At 64.4% G+C, this 14329-nt stretch carries 15 protein-coding genes; 6 read left to right on the top strand and 9 right to left on the bottom strand.

All coding sequences use genetic code 11. From position 1 onward, the window contains the following. The first annotated feature begins 52 nt into the window (after positions 1-52). Both JGU71_RS25135 and JGU71_RS25140 read left to right on the top strand, forming a co-directional pair. On the top strand, positions 53-1339 hold the full coding sequence (locus JGU71_RS25135; RefSeq protein WP_199707536.1) for a TetR/AcrR family transcriptional regulator: 1287 nt from the start codon (positions 53-55) through the stop codon (positions 1337-1339). A gap of 145 nt (positions 1340-1484) precedes the next feature. Then, a complete protein-coding gene (locus JGU71_RS25140; protein ID WP_199707537.1) occupies positions 1485-3320 on the top strand; it encodes an acyl-CoA dehydrogenase in 1836 nt (611 codons plus the stop codon). A gap of 52 nt (positions 3321-3372) precedes the next feature. Here the strand turns inward: JGU71_RS25140 and trmD are convergent, their stop codons facing one another. From trmD to JGU71_RS25180, 8 genes are all read right to left on the bottom strand, one after another. Beyond that, the gene (gene trmD, locus JGU71_RS25145) at positions 3373-4059 is read right to left on the bottom strand and encodes a tRNA (guanosine(37)-N1)-methyltransferase TrmD (RefSeq protein ID WP_199707538.1); all 687 of its coding nucleotides are present in this window, start codon (positions 4057-4059) and stop codon (positions 3373-3375) included. A gap of 28 nt (positions 4060-4087) precedes the next feature. Further along, positions 4088-4615: a ribosome maturation factor RimM gene (gene rimM / locus JGU71_RS25150; RefSeq protein WP_199707539.1), complete on the bottom strand. Its 528-nt coding sequence runs from the start codon at positions 4613-4615 to the stop codon at positions 4088-4090. A 14-nt stretch (positions 4616-4629) separates the two neighbouring features. Further along, positions 4630-4872, bottom strand: a complete 243-nt coding sequence (locus tag JGU71_RS25155) for an RNA-binding protein (RefSeq protein ID WP_199707540.1) — start codon at positions 4870-4872, stop codon at positions 4630-4632. After that, positions 4869-5327 (bottom strand): 30S ribosomal protein S16, encoded by a 459-nt coding sequence (gene rpsP, locus JGU71_RS25160; RefSeq protein WP_199707541.1) that lies wholly within the window; start codon positions 5325-5327, stop codon positions 4869-4871. Before rpsP ends, JGU71_RS25155 begins: the two co-directional genes overlap by 4 nt. A 230-nt stretch (positions 5328-5557) precedes the next feature. Continuing rightward, the gene (locus tag JGU71_RS25165; protein WP_199707542.1) at positions 5558-5941 is read right to left on the bottom strand and encodes a universal stress protein; all 384 of its coding nucleotides are present in this window, start codon (positions 5939-5941) and stop codon (positions 5558-5560) included. After that, complete coding sequence (locus JGU71_RS25170) at positions 5938-7467, bottom strand: tripartite tricarboxylate transporter permease (RefSeq protein WP_199707544.1); 1530 nt, start codon at positions 7465-7467, stop codon at positions 5938-5940. Before JGU71_RS25170 ends, JGU71_RS25165 begins: the two co-directional genes overlap by 4 nt. A 1-nt stretch (position 7468) precedes the next feature. Further along, positions 7469-8032, bottom strand: a complete 564-nt coding sequence (locus JGU71_RS25175; RefSeq protein WP_199707546.1) for a tripartite tricarboxylate transporter TctB family protein — start codon at positions 8030-8032, stop codon at positions 7469-7471. Next, on the bottom strand, positions 8029-9009 hold the full coding sequence (locus JGU71_RS25180; protein WP_199707547.1) for a Bug family tripartite tricarboxylate transporter substrate binding protein: 981 nt from the start codon (positions 9007-9009) through the stop codon (positions 8029-8031). The genes JGU71_RS25175 and JGU71_RS25180 overlap by 4 nt, the downstream gene beginning before the upstream one ends. A gap of 124 nt (positions 9010-9133) precedes the next feature. Here JGU71_RS25180 and JGU71_RS25185 point away from each other — a divergent pair, with 124 nt between their 5' ends. The 4 genes from JGU71_RS25185 (at position 9134) to JGU71_RS25200 (ending at position 13331) form a co-directional block, all read left to right on the top strand. Next, on the top strand, positions 9134-10801 hold the full coding sequence (locus tag JGU71_RS25185; protein ID WP_199707548.1) for a sensor histidine kinase: 1668 nt from the start codon (positions 9134-9136) through the stop codon (positions 10799-10801). Continuing rightward, on the top strand, positions 10798-11517 hold the full coding sequence (locus JGU71_RS25190) for a response regulator (RefSeq protein ID WP_199707549.1): 720 nt from the start codon (positions 10798-10800) through the stop codon (positions 11515-11517). The genes JGU71_RS25185 and JGU71_RS25190 overlap by 4 nt, the downstream gene beginning before the upstream one ends. A gap of 153 nt (positions 11518-11670) precedes the next feature. Next, entirely contained in the window at positions 11671-12714 is a 1044-nt protein-coding gene (locus JGU71_RS25195) for a beta-ketoacyl-ACP synthase III (RefSeq protein WP_199707550.1), read from the top strand. 35 nt (positions 12715-12749) lie between these two features. Further along, positions 12750-13331, top strand: a complete 582-nt coding sequence (locus JGU71_RS25200; protein ID WP_199707551.1) for a maleylpyruvate isomerase family mycothiol-dependent enzyme — start codon at positions 12750-12752, stop codon at positions 13329-13331. A 12-nt stretch (positions 13332-13343) separates the two neighbouring features. Here the strand turns inward: JGU71_RS25200 and JGU71_RS25205 are convergent, their stop codons facing one another. Beyond that, positions 13344-14324 carry an LLM class F420-dependent oxidoreductase gene (locus tag JGU71_RS25205; protein WP_199707552.1) on the bottom strand — a complete coding sequence of 327 codons (981 nt, stop codon included), beginning with the start codon at positions 14322-14324 and terminating at the stop codon, positions 13344-13346. Between the last annotated feature and the right edge of the window lie 5 nt (positions 14325-14329).

The raw sequence follows: 14329 nt of genomic DNA on the forward strand, positions 1-14329 counted from the left end.
TTCCAGTGACCGGGGGCGCCAAGTGGTACCGCGATGCGCCACACTGGTCGCGATGAGCACAGGTCCGCAACCCTCGACGGCAGCGACGCGGCGCACCCGCCCGCGAGATCGCAAGCTGTCGATTCTGCGTGCCGCCGAAACCGCGTTCGCGAAGAACGGCTACCACCGCACGTCGATGGCCGATATCGCCCGCTCGCTCGACATCACCTCTACAGCGCTGTACCGGCATTTCAAGAACAAGGAAGACCTGCTCGCACAGACGTTGATCGGTGGCCTCGACACAACGCTCGAGCGCCTGCAGCGGGCTCGGCGGACCGACGAGAACGGCGTCGCGATCCTGGACGAACTGGTTGCCATGTCGCTCGAATTCCGTGGCCTTCCGCGGCTGTGGCAGCGGGAGGTTCGGAACCTGTCGCCGGATGTGCGACGCGGGGTCCTGATGCGGGTGCTGCGCCTGAATGTGCAACTGCGCCATGCGGTTGCGATGCGCCGACCCGACCTGGCCGCAGAGGACGTCGAACTGCTCGCGTGGTGTGTGCTGTCGATCGCGGTGAGTCCGTCACACCACAACGTCCAGCTGCCGACCGAGCAGTTCGCCACCCAACTCGGCGCGATGATCGACGCCGTGGTCGAGTCCGACGCCGTGTTCGGCGGCGATGCGCGTCGACCGTATCCACGGACGTCGGCGCTGACCGACAACACCGATACCACCGACGACGCGCTGGAACGTGCGATCAGGCCGGAGCGTCTCCTCGTGGCCGCGGCGCGGCTTTTCAACACGAGGGGTTATGCAGCGGTCGGTATCGAGGACATCGGCGCGGCGGCAGGCATCGCGGGTCCGAGCATCTACCACCACTTCGAAAGCAAGGCGGATCTGCTCACCGAGATCGTCGAACGCAGCGAGCAGTGGATCGTGCTCTACACCTCGCGCGCGCTGATGGTCGGCACGACGACGGAGCAATCGTTGAGCCTGATTCTGAAGTCCTACACGCAATTTGCACTCGAGCAGCCCGACATGATCGGCACCGCGGTCACCGAGGTCATCCACCTTCCCGAGACCCACGGCGCCCGCTTCCGCAAGGCCCACCGCGACGGCGTCGTCCGCTGGGCACGCCTACTTCAAGTCGCTCGGCCCGAGCTCGAACTCGACGCTGCCCGCGTGCAGATCCAAGCGATGACGACGATCGTCAACGACGCTGTCCGCAACGATCGGATCCGCACCAGGCCCGATCTCGTCGATGCGATCGGCGCGATCGGCGAACGCGTCATGTTTGCTACCGCTGCCCCCGAGCACCTAGCCGGGCCTAACATCGCAGGCCAATCGGCTCTCAGTCCGTAGTTGCCAGAGTTGCGGCAAGCACCGCAACCTAGCCGTCGTTAACTTACGGTTGCGTAGCGAGCCCGCGATAGGCAATTCTGATCCGCGGGTTCGAGCAGACATGCCTCGCGCCGAAGTTGGAAGAACGACGTGGAGGGTTGCACATATGGGGCATTACAAGAGCAACGTTCGTGATCTCGAGTTCAACCTGTTCGAGGTTCTCGGTCTCGACGCAATTCTCGAGTCCGGCGCATTCGGAGATCTCGACGGTGACACCGTTCGCTCGATGCTCAGCGAGGCCGCCCGCCTTGCGGAAGGCCCCGTAGCGGCATCGTTCGCCGAGACCGACCGCACCCCGCCGACGTTCGACCCCGAGACTCACAGCGTCGCAATCCCTAAGGCGTTCAAGGATTCGTTCCGCGCATGGCAGAACGCCGAGTGGTTCCGCGTCGGACTGGACGAGAACGTCGGCGGCGTCCCCGCCCCCGCCGTCGTGACCTGGGCTATCAACGAATTCGTCCTCGGCGCACAGCCCGCCGCGTACCTGTACCTGACCGGTCCCGGCTTCGCCAACATCCTCTGGGGCATCGGCAACGAACTGCAGAAGCACTGGGCTTCGATTGCGATAGAACGCAATTGGGGCGCAACGATGGTGCTCACCGAACCGGACGCTGGTTCCGACGTCGGCGCCGGTCGCACCAAGGCGATCAAGCAGGACGACGGCTCGTGGCACATCGAAGGCGTCAAGCGCTTCATCACCTCGGCCGACTCCGACGACCTCTTCTCCAACATTTTCCACCAGGTGCTCGCACGCCCCGAAGGTGCCGGCCCCGGCACCAAGGGACTCAGCCTGTTCCTGGTGCCCAAGTTTCTGTTCGACCACCAGACCGGCGAAACCGGCGAGCGCAACGGCGCTTTCGTCACCAACGTCGAACACAAGATGGGCCTCAAGGCCTCCGCTACATGTGAGCTCACCTTCGGTGGCCACGGCATTCCCGCCAAGGGCTGGTTGGTCGGCGACGTACACAACGGCATCGCGCAGATGTTCAAGGTCATCGAGCTTGCCCGAATGATGGTCGGCACCAAGGCGATCGCAACACTGTCGACCGGCTACCTCAACGCACTCGAATACGCGAAAACCCGAGTCCAGGGCGCCGACCTGACGCAGATGACGGACAAGAACGCGCCACGCGTGACGATCCTGCATCACCCGGATGTGCGGCGCGCGTTGATGACTCAGAAGACCTACGCCGAAGGCCTACGCGCGCTGTACCTCTACACGGCCGCCCACCAGAACGAGGTTGTCGCCAAGGCGGTTTCGGGCGCCGACGCCGACGTCGCGTTCCGCGTCAACGACCTGCTGCTCCCGATCGTCAAGGGTGTCGGCTCCGAGCGCGCCTACGAGAAGCTGACCGAGTCGCTGCAGACCTTCGGCGGATCGGGCTTCCTGCAGGACTACCCGATCGAGCAGTACATCCGCGACGCGAAGATCGACAGCCTCTACGAAGGCACCACCGCAATTCAGGCGCAGGACTTCTTCTTCCGCAAGATCGCGCGCGATCGTGGCGTCGCTCTGGCGCATGTCGCCGGACAGATCGCCACGTTCATCGAGAGCGATGCGGGCAACGGACGCCTCAAAACCGAACGCGCACTGCTGAAGACGGCGCTCGAAGACGTGCAGGCAATGGCAGCATCGCTGACCGGATACCTCATGGCTGCCCAGCAGCGTCCGACGGAGCTGTACAACGTCGGCCTCGGTTCCGTCCGGTTCCTGATGGCAACCGGCGACCTCATCATCGGCTGGCTGCTGCTGCGCCAAGCCGAGGTTGCGCTGCATGCGCTCGACGGCGAGACATCGGCTGCGGACACGGCGTTCTACGAGGGCAAACTTGCGGCGGCCGCCTTCTTCGCGCGCAACATGCTGCCCGAGCTGACGGCGACACGGGGAATCATCGCCAACATCGACAACGAGATCATGGATCTTGCGGAAGAAGCGTTCTGACTCGAACTTTCCGGCCCCACCGGGCGGCGCGACGTTGTCGCGTCGCCCGTGTTCACTCCGGCGGCGGGAGCAGGTCGGGCCTGCGTTCGGCAGTGCGACGTAGCGATTCCTCGCGCCGCCACTGCGCGACCTTTGCATGATCGCCAGACAGCAGCACCTGCGGCACATCGAGCCCACGCCAGCTGACCGGTCGTGTGTAACACGGTCCTTCGAGTAGGCCGTCGGAGAACGAATCCTCTTGATGCGACTGCTGATTGCCGAGCACACCGGGCAGGAGCCGGACGACGGCTTCGGCCATGACGAGGACCGCGGCCTCGCCCCCGATCAGCACGTAGTCACCGATGCTGACCTCCTCGACCCGCACGCGTTTCGCTGCGTCGTCGAACACCCGCTGATCGATACCTTCGTAACGGCCGCAAGCGAATACGAGGTGCGACTCACGAGCCCAGCGGTGCGCTGTCGCCTGGGTGAACGGAACGCCCGCAGGTGTCGGCACCACGAGCACAGCATCGTCGGGACAGACGTCGTCGAGCGCGGCACCCCACACGCTCGGCTTCATCACCATCCCGGGACCACCGCCGTACGGCGAATCATCGACCGATTTGTGGACGTCGCTGGTCCACGCACGCAGATCGTGCACGCCGAGCTCGACCAGACCCTTGTCGATTGCCTTGCCGAGCAACGCAGTTCGCAGCGGTTCCAGATACTCGGGAAAGATGGTGACGACGTCGAGTTTCATCGGCTGCGCAACTGCTCCGCGGCGACCGTCACAACGATTCCAAGTCGAGCAGGCCGTCGGGTGGGTCGATCTCGACCACCCCGTCGGCGATCGACACCGACGTCACGATGGCCGCGACGAACGGCACGAGTATCTCGCGGTCGTCGGCCGCACGGACCGAAAGCAGTTCGCCACCAACGGAATGCAACACCTCGCGAACCGTACCGACCGCGGTTCCGTCGACAGTCCGCACAGCGAGGCCTTCGAGTTCGTGATCGTAGAACTCGTCGGGGTCCTCGGACGGCTCGATATCGGCGGAGTCGATGAGGAACAACGTGCCACGCAAAGCGTCGGCACCTTCGCGGTCGGAGACGCCGACCAGACGCAGCAGAAGCCGCCCGGAATGATCCCGGGCGGCTTCCACCGTGTAGTCCGTCAGGTGCTTGTCGCGCGGTTTGCGGCCGTGCAGGACGGCACCTACGGCAAAGCGGAGGTCGGGGTCGTCGGTGCGGACGTCGACGACGACCTCACCTTTGACACCGTGGGACTTCGCCACTCGACCGACGACAAGCTCCATAGCTTGTGCCGCGTCTACTGATCGGTGTCGACGACGTCGACGCGGATACCGCGTCCGCCGATACCCGACACCAGTGTGCGAAGCGCGGTCGCGGTACGACCGCCGCGACCGATCACCTTGCCGAGATCGTCAGGATGTACGTGCACCTCGACGGTGCGACCGCGTCGACCCGTGATCAGTTCGACCCGCACATCGTCGGGATTGGAGACGATGCCGCGAACGAGGTGTTCGACGGCATCGGCAACAACGGCACTCACTTGTCAGCAGCCTCGGCAGCGTCAGCGGCGGGGGCCTCAGGGGTGGCGTCGACGGCTGCGTCCTTCTTGGCAGCCTTCTTCTTCGGCGTGGTCGCAGCGGCGGACGGCTCACCGTCGGCAGCGGCGAGTGCCGCGTTGAACAGGTCGAGCTTGCTCGTCTTCGGCGCCTTGACCCTCAGGGTGCCTTCGGTGCCCGGCAGGCCCTTGAACTTCTGCCAGTCACCGGTGATCTTGAGCAGGGCCGCGACGGGCTCGGTCGGCTGTGCGCCGACACCGAGCCAGTACTGCGCGCGCTCGGAATCGATCTCGATGAGCGAAGGCTCTTCCTTCGGGTGGTACTTGCCGATGGTCTCGATCGAACGCCCGTCACGACGGGTGCGAGAGTCCGCGACAACGATGCGGTACTGGGGATTGCGGATCTTGCCGAGCCGCGTGAGCTTGATTTTGACAGCCATAGGTAAAGCCTTTCGATGTGGTCACGGCGCAATTCAGCGGCCCGCACGGCTTGCGAGCCCGGTCTTGCGTTGGGGATTTGTTGTGACCGCCGCGCGGTACGTGACCGGAGACGGGCGAACAGCTGTCCATTGTGCCAGACGGCCCCGCACGAACCAAAGGCAGCACGCTGCTCGTGCGTCTTTTCGGAGGGCGGGGCCTCCGAAAAGACGCACGAGCGGCGGAGCCGCCTCTACGGTTTGACGGCCAGGACCGGCTTCGGGCACCGCAGAATCAGCTGCTGCGAATGGCTTCCCAGCAGCAGTTTCCCGACCGGGGTACGGTGCCGGATCCCTATCACCAGCAACTCCGCCTCCGGCTTTTCCATAGCGTCCAGCAGGGAATCTACGACATCGACGCCGACGAGCTGCGTCAGTTCGTAGCGCACGCCGCTCGATGCGAGCAATTCCTCGAGGTCTCGCACCTGCCCGGTCGGCGCGAACGCCGGGTCGGCGAGTGCGTCACCCTTCGTCGAGTTGATGACGAGGACGTTCGCGCCGCGCACCTTTGCCTCTGCTATTCCGTGCTCGAGGGCTGCGTCGCCGAATTCGTCGGCCGAGTATCCGATGACGATCATGCGTTTTCCTTCTTTCGGGTGTCGGGAACATGGACGAGCTCGGGTTCGGTCTTGTGCAGTGCACGCATGATCAGCGGTGCAAGCAACATGATCGCGATGAGGACGTAGACGCCGATCGCGACCGGCTCGTTGAACAAGCCACTCCACTCGCCGCCGCCCAGCTGCAGACTCTGGCGTAGCTGACGTTCGATGCGCGGTCCGAGAATGACGCCGATGATCAGCGGCAGGACGGGCAGTCCGAAGCGTCGCATCATCAGACCCATCAGTCCGAAGAGCAGCAGCAACGCCAGGTCGAGCCACTGCAGGTTCACAGCGAAGGCACCGAGCGTCGCGAAGAACAGAATGCCCGCGTAGAGGTACGGCCGCGGCGTGCGCAGCAACTTCGCCCACAGCGGCGCCAACGGGAGGTTGAGGACGAGCAGCAGGAAGTTGCCGATGAACAAGCTCGCGATCAACGTCCAGATCAGCAGCGGCTCCTTTTCGAACAGCGTCGGTCCGGGCTGGATGCCGTAGGAGACGAACGCCGTGAGCATGACCGCCGCCGTTGCGTTGGTCGGCAGACCGAGCGAGAGCATCGGCACCAGAGTGCCTGCTGCCGAAGCGTTGTTCGCGGCTTCGGGACCGGCGACACCTTCGATCGCGCCCTTTCCGAATTCGTCCTTGTGCTTGGACAGCTTCTTCTCGGTCATGTAGGACAGGAAGGTCGGCAGTTCGGCACCGCCTGCAGGCAGTGCGCCGAACGGGAATCCGTACGCAGTCCCCCGCAGCCACGGCTTCCACGACCGCTTCCAGTCCTCTTTGCCCATCCACGGCCGACCGACCGGAATCACATCCGCGGGACGACGACGCAAATGCGCTGCGACCCACAGTGCTTCACCGAGCGCGAAGACCGCCACAGCGACGACGACGATATCGATGCCGTCGGAGAGCTGCGGGATGCCGAACGTCGCGCGAGGCTGACCGGTGAGGAAATCGATTCCGACCAATCCGATCGCGAGACCGAGGAACAGCGAGATCGCACCGCGCAGCTTCGACGAACCGAGGACGGCGGTGACCGCAACCAGGGCGAGCAGCATGATCGCGAGATAGGAAGGTGCGCCGAGGGTTACCGCGAACTTGGAAACGACCGGAGCGAAGAGAACCAGCAGCACGGTACCGATCGTCCCCGCGACGAACGACCCGATCGCCGCCGTCGCAAGGGCTTGCGCGGCCCTCCCTGCTTTCGCCATCTTGTTGCCCTCGATCGCCGTGATCACCGAGGAGGATTCGCCGGGTGTGTTCAGCAATATCGAGGTCGTCGAGCCGCCGTACATGCCGCCGTAGTAGATGCCGGCGAACATGATGAAAGCTGCACTCGGACTTACGTTGTAGGTGATCGGCAGCAGGAGTGCCACCGTCATTGCCGGACCGATGCCCGGCAGCACGCCGACCGCTGTGCCGAGGAGCACGCCGATCACCGCATAGAGCAGGTTCATCGGCGTTGCCGCCTGTTCGAAGCCCTGCAGGAGCCAGTCGAAGTTGTTCATGTCAGAGGATCCCGTCCAAAATGCCTGCGGGCAGCGGGATTCCGAGCCCAGAGTAGAACGCGTAGAAACTGGCGACCGACAGCACGGCGCCGATCACGATGTTGCGGACGTAGTGTCGGCTTCCCAACACCGTTGCCGCACCGGCGAACAGCATGCCGCCGGTGATTGCCCAGCCGAGAAAATCGACGAGTGCGATGGTGGCGACGAAGAGTCCGACCAGCATCCCGACGGTCTTCCAGTCCCCCGGCGATTCGGGATCGATGTCCTCACCTTCGTCGGCCTCGCCTTTCGAACCACGGGTGATGGCGATCGCGAGAATCACCGCGCAGACGAGAAGCCCGCTACCGACGACGAGCGGAAACAGCTTGGGACCGACGGGGTCCACTTTCGCGAAACCGCCTGCGAGGGTGAGTGCGTCGAAGATGAGCAAGGCTCCGACAACGACGAGTACCGCACACACGATGAACTGCGCCCAGTCGTTCTTCTCCGCCTGCGGCGACTGTTTCGGCGTCGCGTCTTCCGGGCCGAGGTCACCGCCGTCCGGTCGATCTGTCGTGGCAGTCATACCAGCCCCAATTCGGTCAGTGTCGAGGACACACGTTCGTCCTGGTCTTTCAGGAACTGCTCGAAGTCGGCTCCCGTCATGAATGCGTCCGTCCATCCGTTCTTCACCAGCGCGTCCCGCCATTCCTGGGTGTCGTGCAATTGCTGCAGCGCCTCGACCATGGCGTCGCGCGCGTCGTCGGAAATTCCCGGCGGTGCGAGCACTCCACGCCAGTTGGTGAAGACGAGGTCGATACCGGACTCGGTGAGCGTCGGCGCGTCGATCCCGTCGACACGCTTGTCACCGGACACCGCGAGCACGCGAACGGTTCCCGCCTCGATCTGGTCGACGTATTCACCGAGGCCCGATGTGCCCGCGGCGATCTTCTTACCGAGCAATGCGGTCAGCAGGTCGCCGCCGCCGTCGTAGGAGATGTAGTTGACGGCCTTCGGATCGACTCCGGCGGCGCGTGCGGTCTCCATCGGGAAGAGATGATCGGGTCCACCTGGGGAGGATCCGCCGCCGATCGTGATGTCAGCCGGGTTCGCCCGCCACGCAGCGATGAAGTCGTCGATCGTCTCGAACGGCGAATCTGCCGGTACGAGAATGCCTTCCTGCTCCTCGACGACCTTGGCGAGCGCGGTCGCATCGGAGACCCGCGCGGACGAACCGTTCGTGTAGACCGCGCCGACGACGCCGAGCCCCATCATCATCATGAGGTCGTCGTTGCCTTCTTCGTTCATCAACCTGGCCATCGCGACGGTGCCACCGGCGCCGAGCACGTTGAATACCTCGACGCGGCCGGTGATGTCCTGGTCTTCCATGATCTTGACGCCCGTACGGGCGGTGAGGTCGTAACCACCGCCAGGACTGTTCGGCACCATCATCCGGAGCCGATGCAAACCTTGGTCGTCATCGCCGCGGGTCACCCCGCAACCAACTACGAGTAGCGCTACCAGCGCCGCTATCAGCCCGGAGAGGGCTTTACGTTTCGACATCGTCGTCTCTCATTTCGGAGGTTCCATTTCGCTGATCCGATTTCGCTCGGGTGGAGATCCTCAGCAATACTGGGCCGATACGTGACCTACGTCACGCTTACGAACGCAACGGAAGTATTGGACATTGTGGTCATCGGTTTCTCGTAGCGGACGCAGTCTCGCCGGCCAGTTCCTGCTGTTTCAGCTGGTCGTGGTTGCCGTCGTGCTCGTAGCCGTCGCAGCGATCTCGGTTACCCAGTCCACGAAGGAGTTTCGCGACGTCAGAGGCCAGCGCATGATCGCCGTCGCCGAGAACGTCGCGTCGACGCCCATCGTGCGGGACCGATATCCGGCGGAGCCCGGAGCTGCGCGTGACCCGTTCGTCGCAAGCACTCTCGCGCCGGAAGTCGATCGGGCGGTCGGGTTGTCGGGTGCGAGTCTCGCCGAGATCATCGGCGCCGACGGTCGGGTCGACGTGTCTTCGGACCCTTTGCGAGTCGGAAAGACAGTCGGACTCGGTGGGAGCGACGTGCTGCTCGGTCGAGCGTGGTTCGGGGACGCCGACATCGACGCACGTCATTCGTTGGCCGCGCACGTTCCGATCCTGACCTCGGACGGCGATGTGATCGCAGTGGTTGCCGTGAGCGAGAAGTATCCGTCGCTGTGGACGCTGTTCAGCGGAGCAGGCGAACGGCTCGTCCTCTACCTCGGTCTCGGTGCCGCACTCGGCTCCATCGGCTCGTGGTTGCTGGCGCGGCGGATAAAGAAGAGCACACGCGGGCTCGAGATTGCCGAGATCGCGAGCCTCGCCGAACATCGAGAAGCGTTGTTGCACAGCATTCGTGAGGGCGTCGTCGCGGTCAACAACGACGGCGTCGTCACTGTGCTCAACGACAGTGCGCAGGACCTGCTCGGATTGACTCCCGACGACGTCGGGAAGCCTTTGGCCGCAGCCGAACTCGACCCGACGGTCCGCGCCTTCCTGCTGTCGGACGACAACGAACGCGATGTTGTGATCGCAACGCCGACAAAGGTTCTGGCCCTGAACCGCCGGGCAGCGACGAGTCAGGGCAAGCAGATCGGCATGGTGACGACGATGCGCGACAGTACCGAACTCGCCTCCATGCAAAGCCAATTGACCTCGCACAAGAGTGTGACCGACACGCTGCGCGCGCAGACCCACGAGTTCGCCAATCAGCTGCACACGATCTCCGGGCTTGCTCAACTCGGCGAGTTCGACTCGGTGACCGAATTCGTCGGGACCTTGACCAGACGCCGTGCGGCGATCAGCGACGCAGTCACCCAACGCATCTCCGATCCGGCGGTCGCGGCACTGTTGATCGCCAAGACCTCGCTTGCCGCCGAAACCGGTGTCGCCCTTCGACTCGACCCGACCGCACACCTGCGAGCACTCGACCCTGCGTTGTCGACCGACGTGATCACGCTGCTCGGCAACCTGATCGACAACGCTGTCGACGTGTCCGAGAACAGTGCGGACGCTCGGGTCACGATCGGAATCGACGACACCGACGGTCTGGAACTGACCGTCGCCGATACCGGACCAGGCATTCCAGAGAACCTCCGCGCTGCCGTCTTTGCGCGCGGTGTGACGTCGAAGCCCGACGTGCCGGGTGGAAGAGGTATCGGACTTGCCTTGGTGCGGTTGGTGAGCGCGCAGTACGGCGGAACGGTGACCATCTCGGACGGGCCGGGTGGCGGAGCGATGTTCACGGTCCGCCTGCCCCGCGCCGCGGTCACGCTGCCCGACTCGCCCCCACCGGCACCGGTGCCTACCTACACTGCGCAACTATGACGGCACGCGAGACGTTCGACGTGCTCGTCGTCGACGACGACTTCATGGTCGCGGAGATCCACCGACGCTTCGTCGCCAAGGTCGATGGTTTCGCTGTCGTCGCCGTCGCCCGCAACGGTGCCGAGGCACTCGCGGCCATCGCGTCGGAACAGCCCGATCTCGTCCTGCTCGACGTCTATCTGCCGGACATGTCAGGCCTCGACGTCCTCCGTCGCCTGCGTGCCGACGGCAACCCTGTCGGCGTCATCATGATCACCGCGGCACGCGAGATCGACACCGTTCGCGGGGCATTGCACGGCGGGGCGGCCGACTATCTGATCAAACCGTTCGAATTCGTGCAGTTGCAGGACAAGCTGCGTGCCTTCGCAGCAAGAGCTCGCGCACTCGGCTCCGACTCGGGTGCAGACCAATCGCTGATCGACTCGCTGTTCGGCAACACGGGCACACCGGCAGGCACCACCGTCGCGTCGTCGGTCGACCATTCGAAATCGCAACTCCCCAAAGGACTCAGCGCGGAAACGGGCAAGCTCGTGCTCGAAACCCTGCGAACCGGTGGCGAACTGTCGTCGACCGAGTGTGCCGACCTCGTCGGTCTGTCCAGGGTGAGTGCGCGACGTTATCTGGAGTATTACCTCACGACCGGCGCCGTCGAAATTCGACTGCAGTACGGCCGCGCCGGCCGACCCGAACGCCGCTATCGCGTCCCGAGGAACTGACGCGGCCTGATGCGACGACGCCGCTCGCGCGTCTTTTCGGTGGTCCGGACCTCAGAAAAGACGCACGAGGCGCAAAGCGCCCTGCCCCGGCCGGGTAGTGTGCGGGTGCCGGTTGCAACCGGGCTGCATCGAAGCACGCGAGGAGAAACAGACATGACCGCGCCAATCGCAACGCTGCAAAGCGTCGAACACACCGCGATCCTCGGACTCGGTGTGTACCGCCCTGAGCGCCTGGTTCCGAACTCCGAGATCGTCGACGCGATCGACTCGAGTGACGAGTGGATTCAGACGCGCTCCGGCATCAAGGCACGCCGTTTCGCAGGCGAAGACGAGTCCATCATCGGCATGAGTGTCGCGGCCAGCAAGGACGCGCTCGCCGCAAGCGGTATCACCGCCGATCAGATCGGTGCGGTCATCGTCTCGACGTCGTCGCGCCTCGTCCTCGGTCCCGCGGCAGGTCCGCAGGTTGCCACGCTGCTCGGAATGGCCGACACGGCCGGTTTCGACGTCGGCGCCGGATGCTCGGGCTTCTGCTACGGCCTGACCATCGCCAACGGTCTGATCCGTGGCGGCACCGCGAAATACGTACTCGTTGTCGGCGTGGAACGACTGTCCGACCTGCTCGATCGGGCCGACCGGACCACGGCGTTCATCTTCGCCGACGGTGCGGGCGCTGCGGTCGTCGGGCCGTCCGACGTCGAGGGCATCGGCCCGGTGTCGTGGGGCTCGGACGGCAGCCAGTGGGAAGCCATCTGGCAGGACAAGGATTTCGGCACGTACTTCGACGAGGTTGCAGCTGCGGAAGCTGCAGGAACGACGTCGGTTCGTCCGTACATCCGGATGCAGGGCACGAAGGTGTTCCGCTGGGCCGCGACGTTCCTCGAGCAGGCCTGCCGCTCGGCCGTCGACCGCGCCGGACTGACCATGGACGACATCGACGTCTTCATCCCGCACCAGGCGAACCTGCGCATCACCCAGGCGTTGACCCGCGTGCTGAAGTTGCGCGAAGACTGCGTCGTCGCCAAGGACATCGTCGAAACCGGAAACACGTCTGCGGCGTCGATTCCCCTCGCGATCGAGGAAGTACTGCGATCCGGTCAGGCCAAGCCCGGCGATGTTGCGCTCGTGATGGCGTTCGGTGCCGGCCTCGCCTACGCGGGTCACGTCCTGCGGTTGCCGAAGATCACCGCCGAGTAGAACGAGCGCAGTCTCGAGAGCGAGGAGCCGGAACGATGAAGTTCCCCAACGAGGACGATCTGCGTCGCGAACGCACACGCTTCATGACGATGATCGAGTCGCTGACCGACGACGAGTTCGAGAACGGCACGACCCTCTGCGACGGGTGGACGCCACGAGATGTGTTGGCGCACATCGTCGGAACCGACAAGCTTTCGAACTACCTCAAGCCGAGCGGCATGACCATCAGTCGTGGCAACGCGGCGATGGTTCGCGGCAGCCACGAACTGAGCCGTGCCGAACTGACCGCCCAGGGTTGGGCGGCGGCCGAGAAGCCGAGTATCGACGGCCGGATGATGGCATGGCTGTATGCGGGCGACTGCGCGATGCATCACCAGGACGTGCTCCGTGGCCTCGGCAAGCCACACGACGTGCCCGCCGAGTCGGCCGCAGCCATCTTCCGCGAAGGCAAGGCGTGGCGATATCTCAACGCGAAGCCGATGCGTAACAGGGTGATTCCGACGACGCCGGGCGGCGAGCCGTGGGGCCGCGGACCCGAGGTCCGCGGCACCACCGAAGCGCTCGCCCTCTGGATGGCCGGACGCCGCGGCCTCGAATCCGAGCTCGAATTCCGTTAGGCAGCACGCCGCCTATGCCACGAGCGGCGCCAACGTCTTGCCCGCTAGTTCGACGATCCCCGGCTCGTGACCGTTGGTGACGAGATTGATGACAAGTCCGTCGATCCCCTGGCGCAACACTCGGTCCTGCAGTTGTTCGGCGACGTCGTCCGGATCGCCGACGAACTGACGATCGGTCAGTTCCGCTCGCTTCTCCGCGGACAGCGTGTCGATGTCGACACCGCGCGCACGAAGGAATTCGCGCTGCAGTTCCCGCGCGCGATCGCCACTTTCGTCGATCATGACAAACGCAAGGAAGCTCGTCTCCAGCGTCGACCGCTCCCGCCCCGCTTCGTCGCACCGCTGCTTCAACGCATCCATCTTCCGTGGCAACTCGGAGGCGTTGCAGATGATGTTGAGATGATCGGCGAACCGGGCGGCGAGTCCGAACGTCTTCTTCTCACCGCCGCCGCCGAGCAGCACCGGGATGTCGTTGCGGATGCGGGGCTCGTTGATCGCCGATTCGACGTGGTACCACTTGCCGTCGAACGTCGGCCTCTCGCCGTGCAGCATCGGAACGATGATCTGCAGCGCTTCGTCGAGTTTCTCGAAGCGCTCGGTGAAAGTGCCGAATTCGTAACCGAATTGGCGGTGCTCGAGCTCGAACCACCCTGCGCCGATACCGAGCACGGCGCGACCACCGCTGACGACGTCGAGTGTCGATACCGTCTTGGCCAGCATCGGCGGATTTCGATAGGTATTGCCGGTGACGAGTGTCGACAGCTGGATCGACTCTGTCGCCGTGGCAAGCGCCCCGAGCGCCGTGTATGCCTCTAGCATCGGCTCGTCGGCCTCGCCGATCCCGGGGAGTTGATAGAAGTGGTCCATGACGAACGCGGTGTCGAATCCGGCGGACTCGGCTTCGCGCGCTTGGGCAATGACAGTCGGGAACAGGTCGGCGACTGATTTCGAATAGCTGAAGTTCGGCATCTGATAGCCGAGGCGGATGCTCACGTAAA

This window comes from Antrihabitans stalagmiti, from assembly GCF_016482825.1.
Lineage (GTDB): Bacteria > Actinomycetota > Actinomycetes > Mycobacteriales > Mycobacteriaceae > Antrihabitans > Antrihabitans stalagmiti.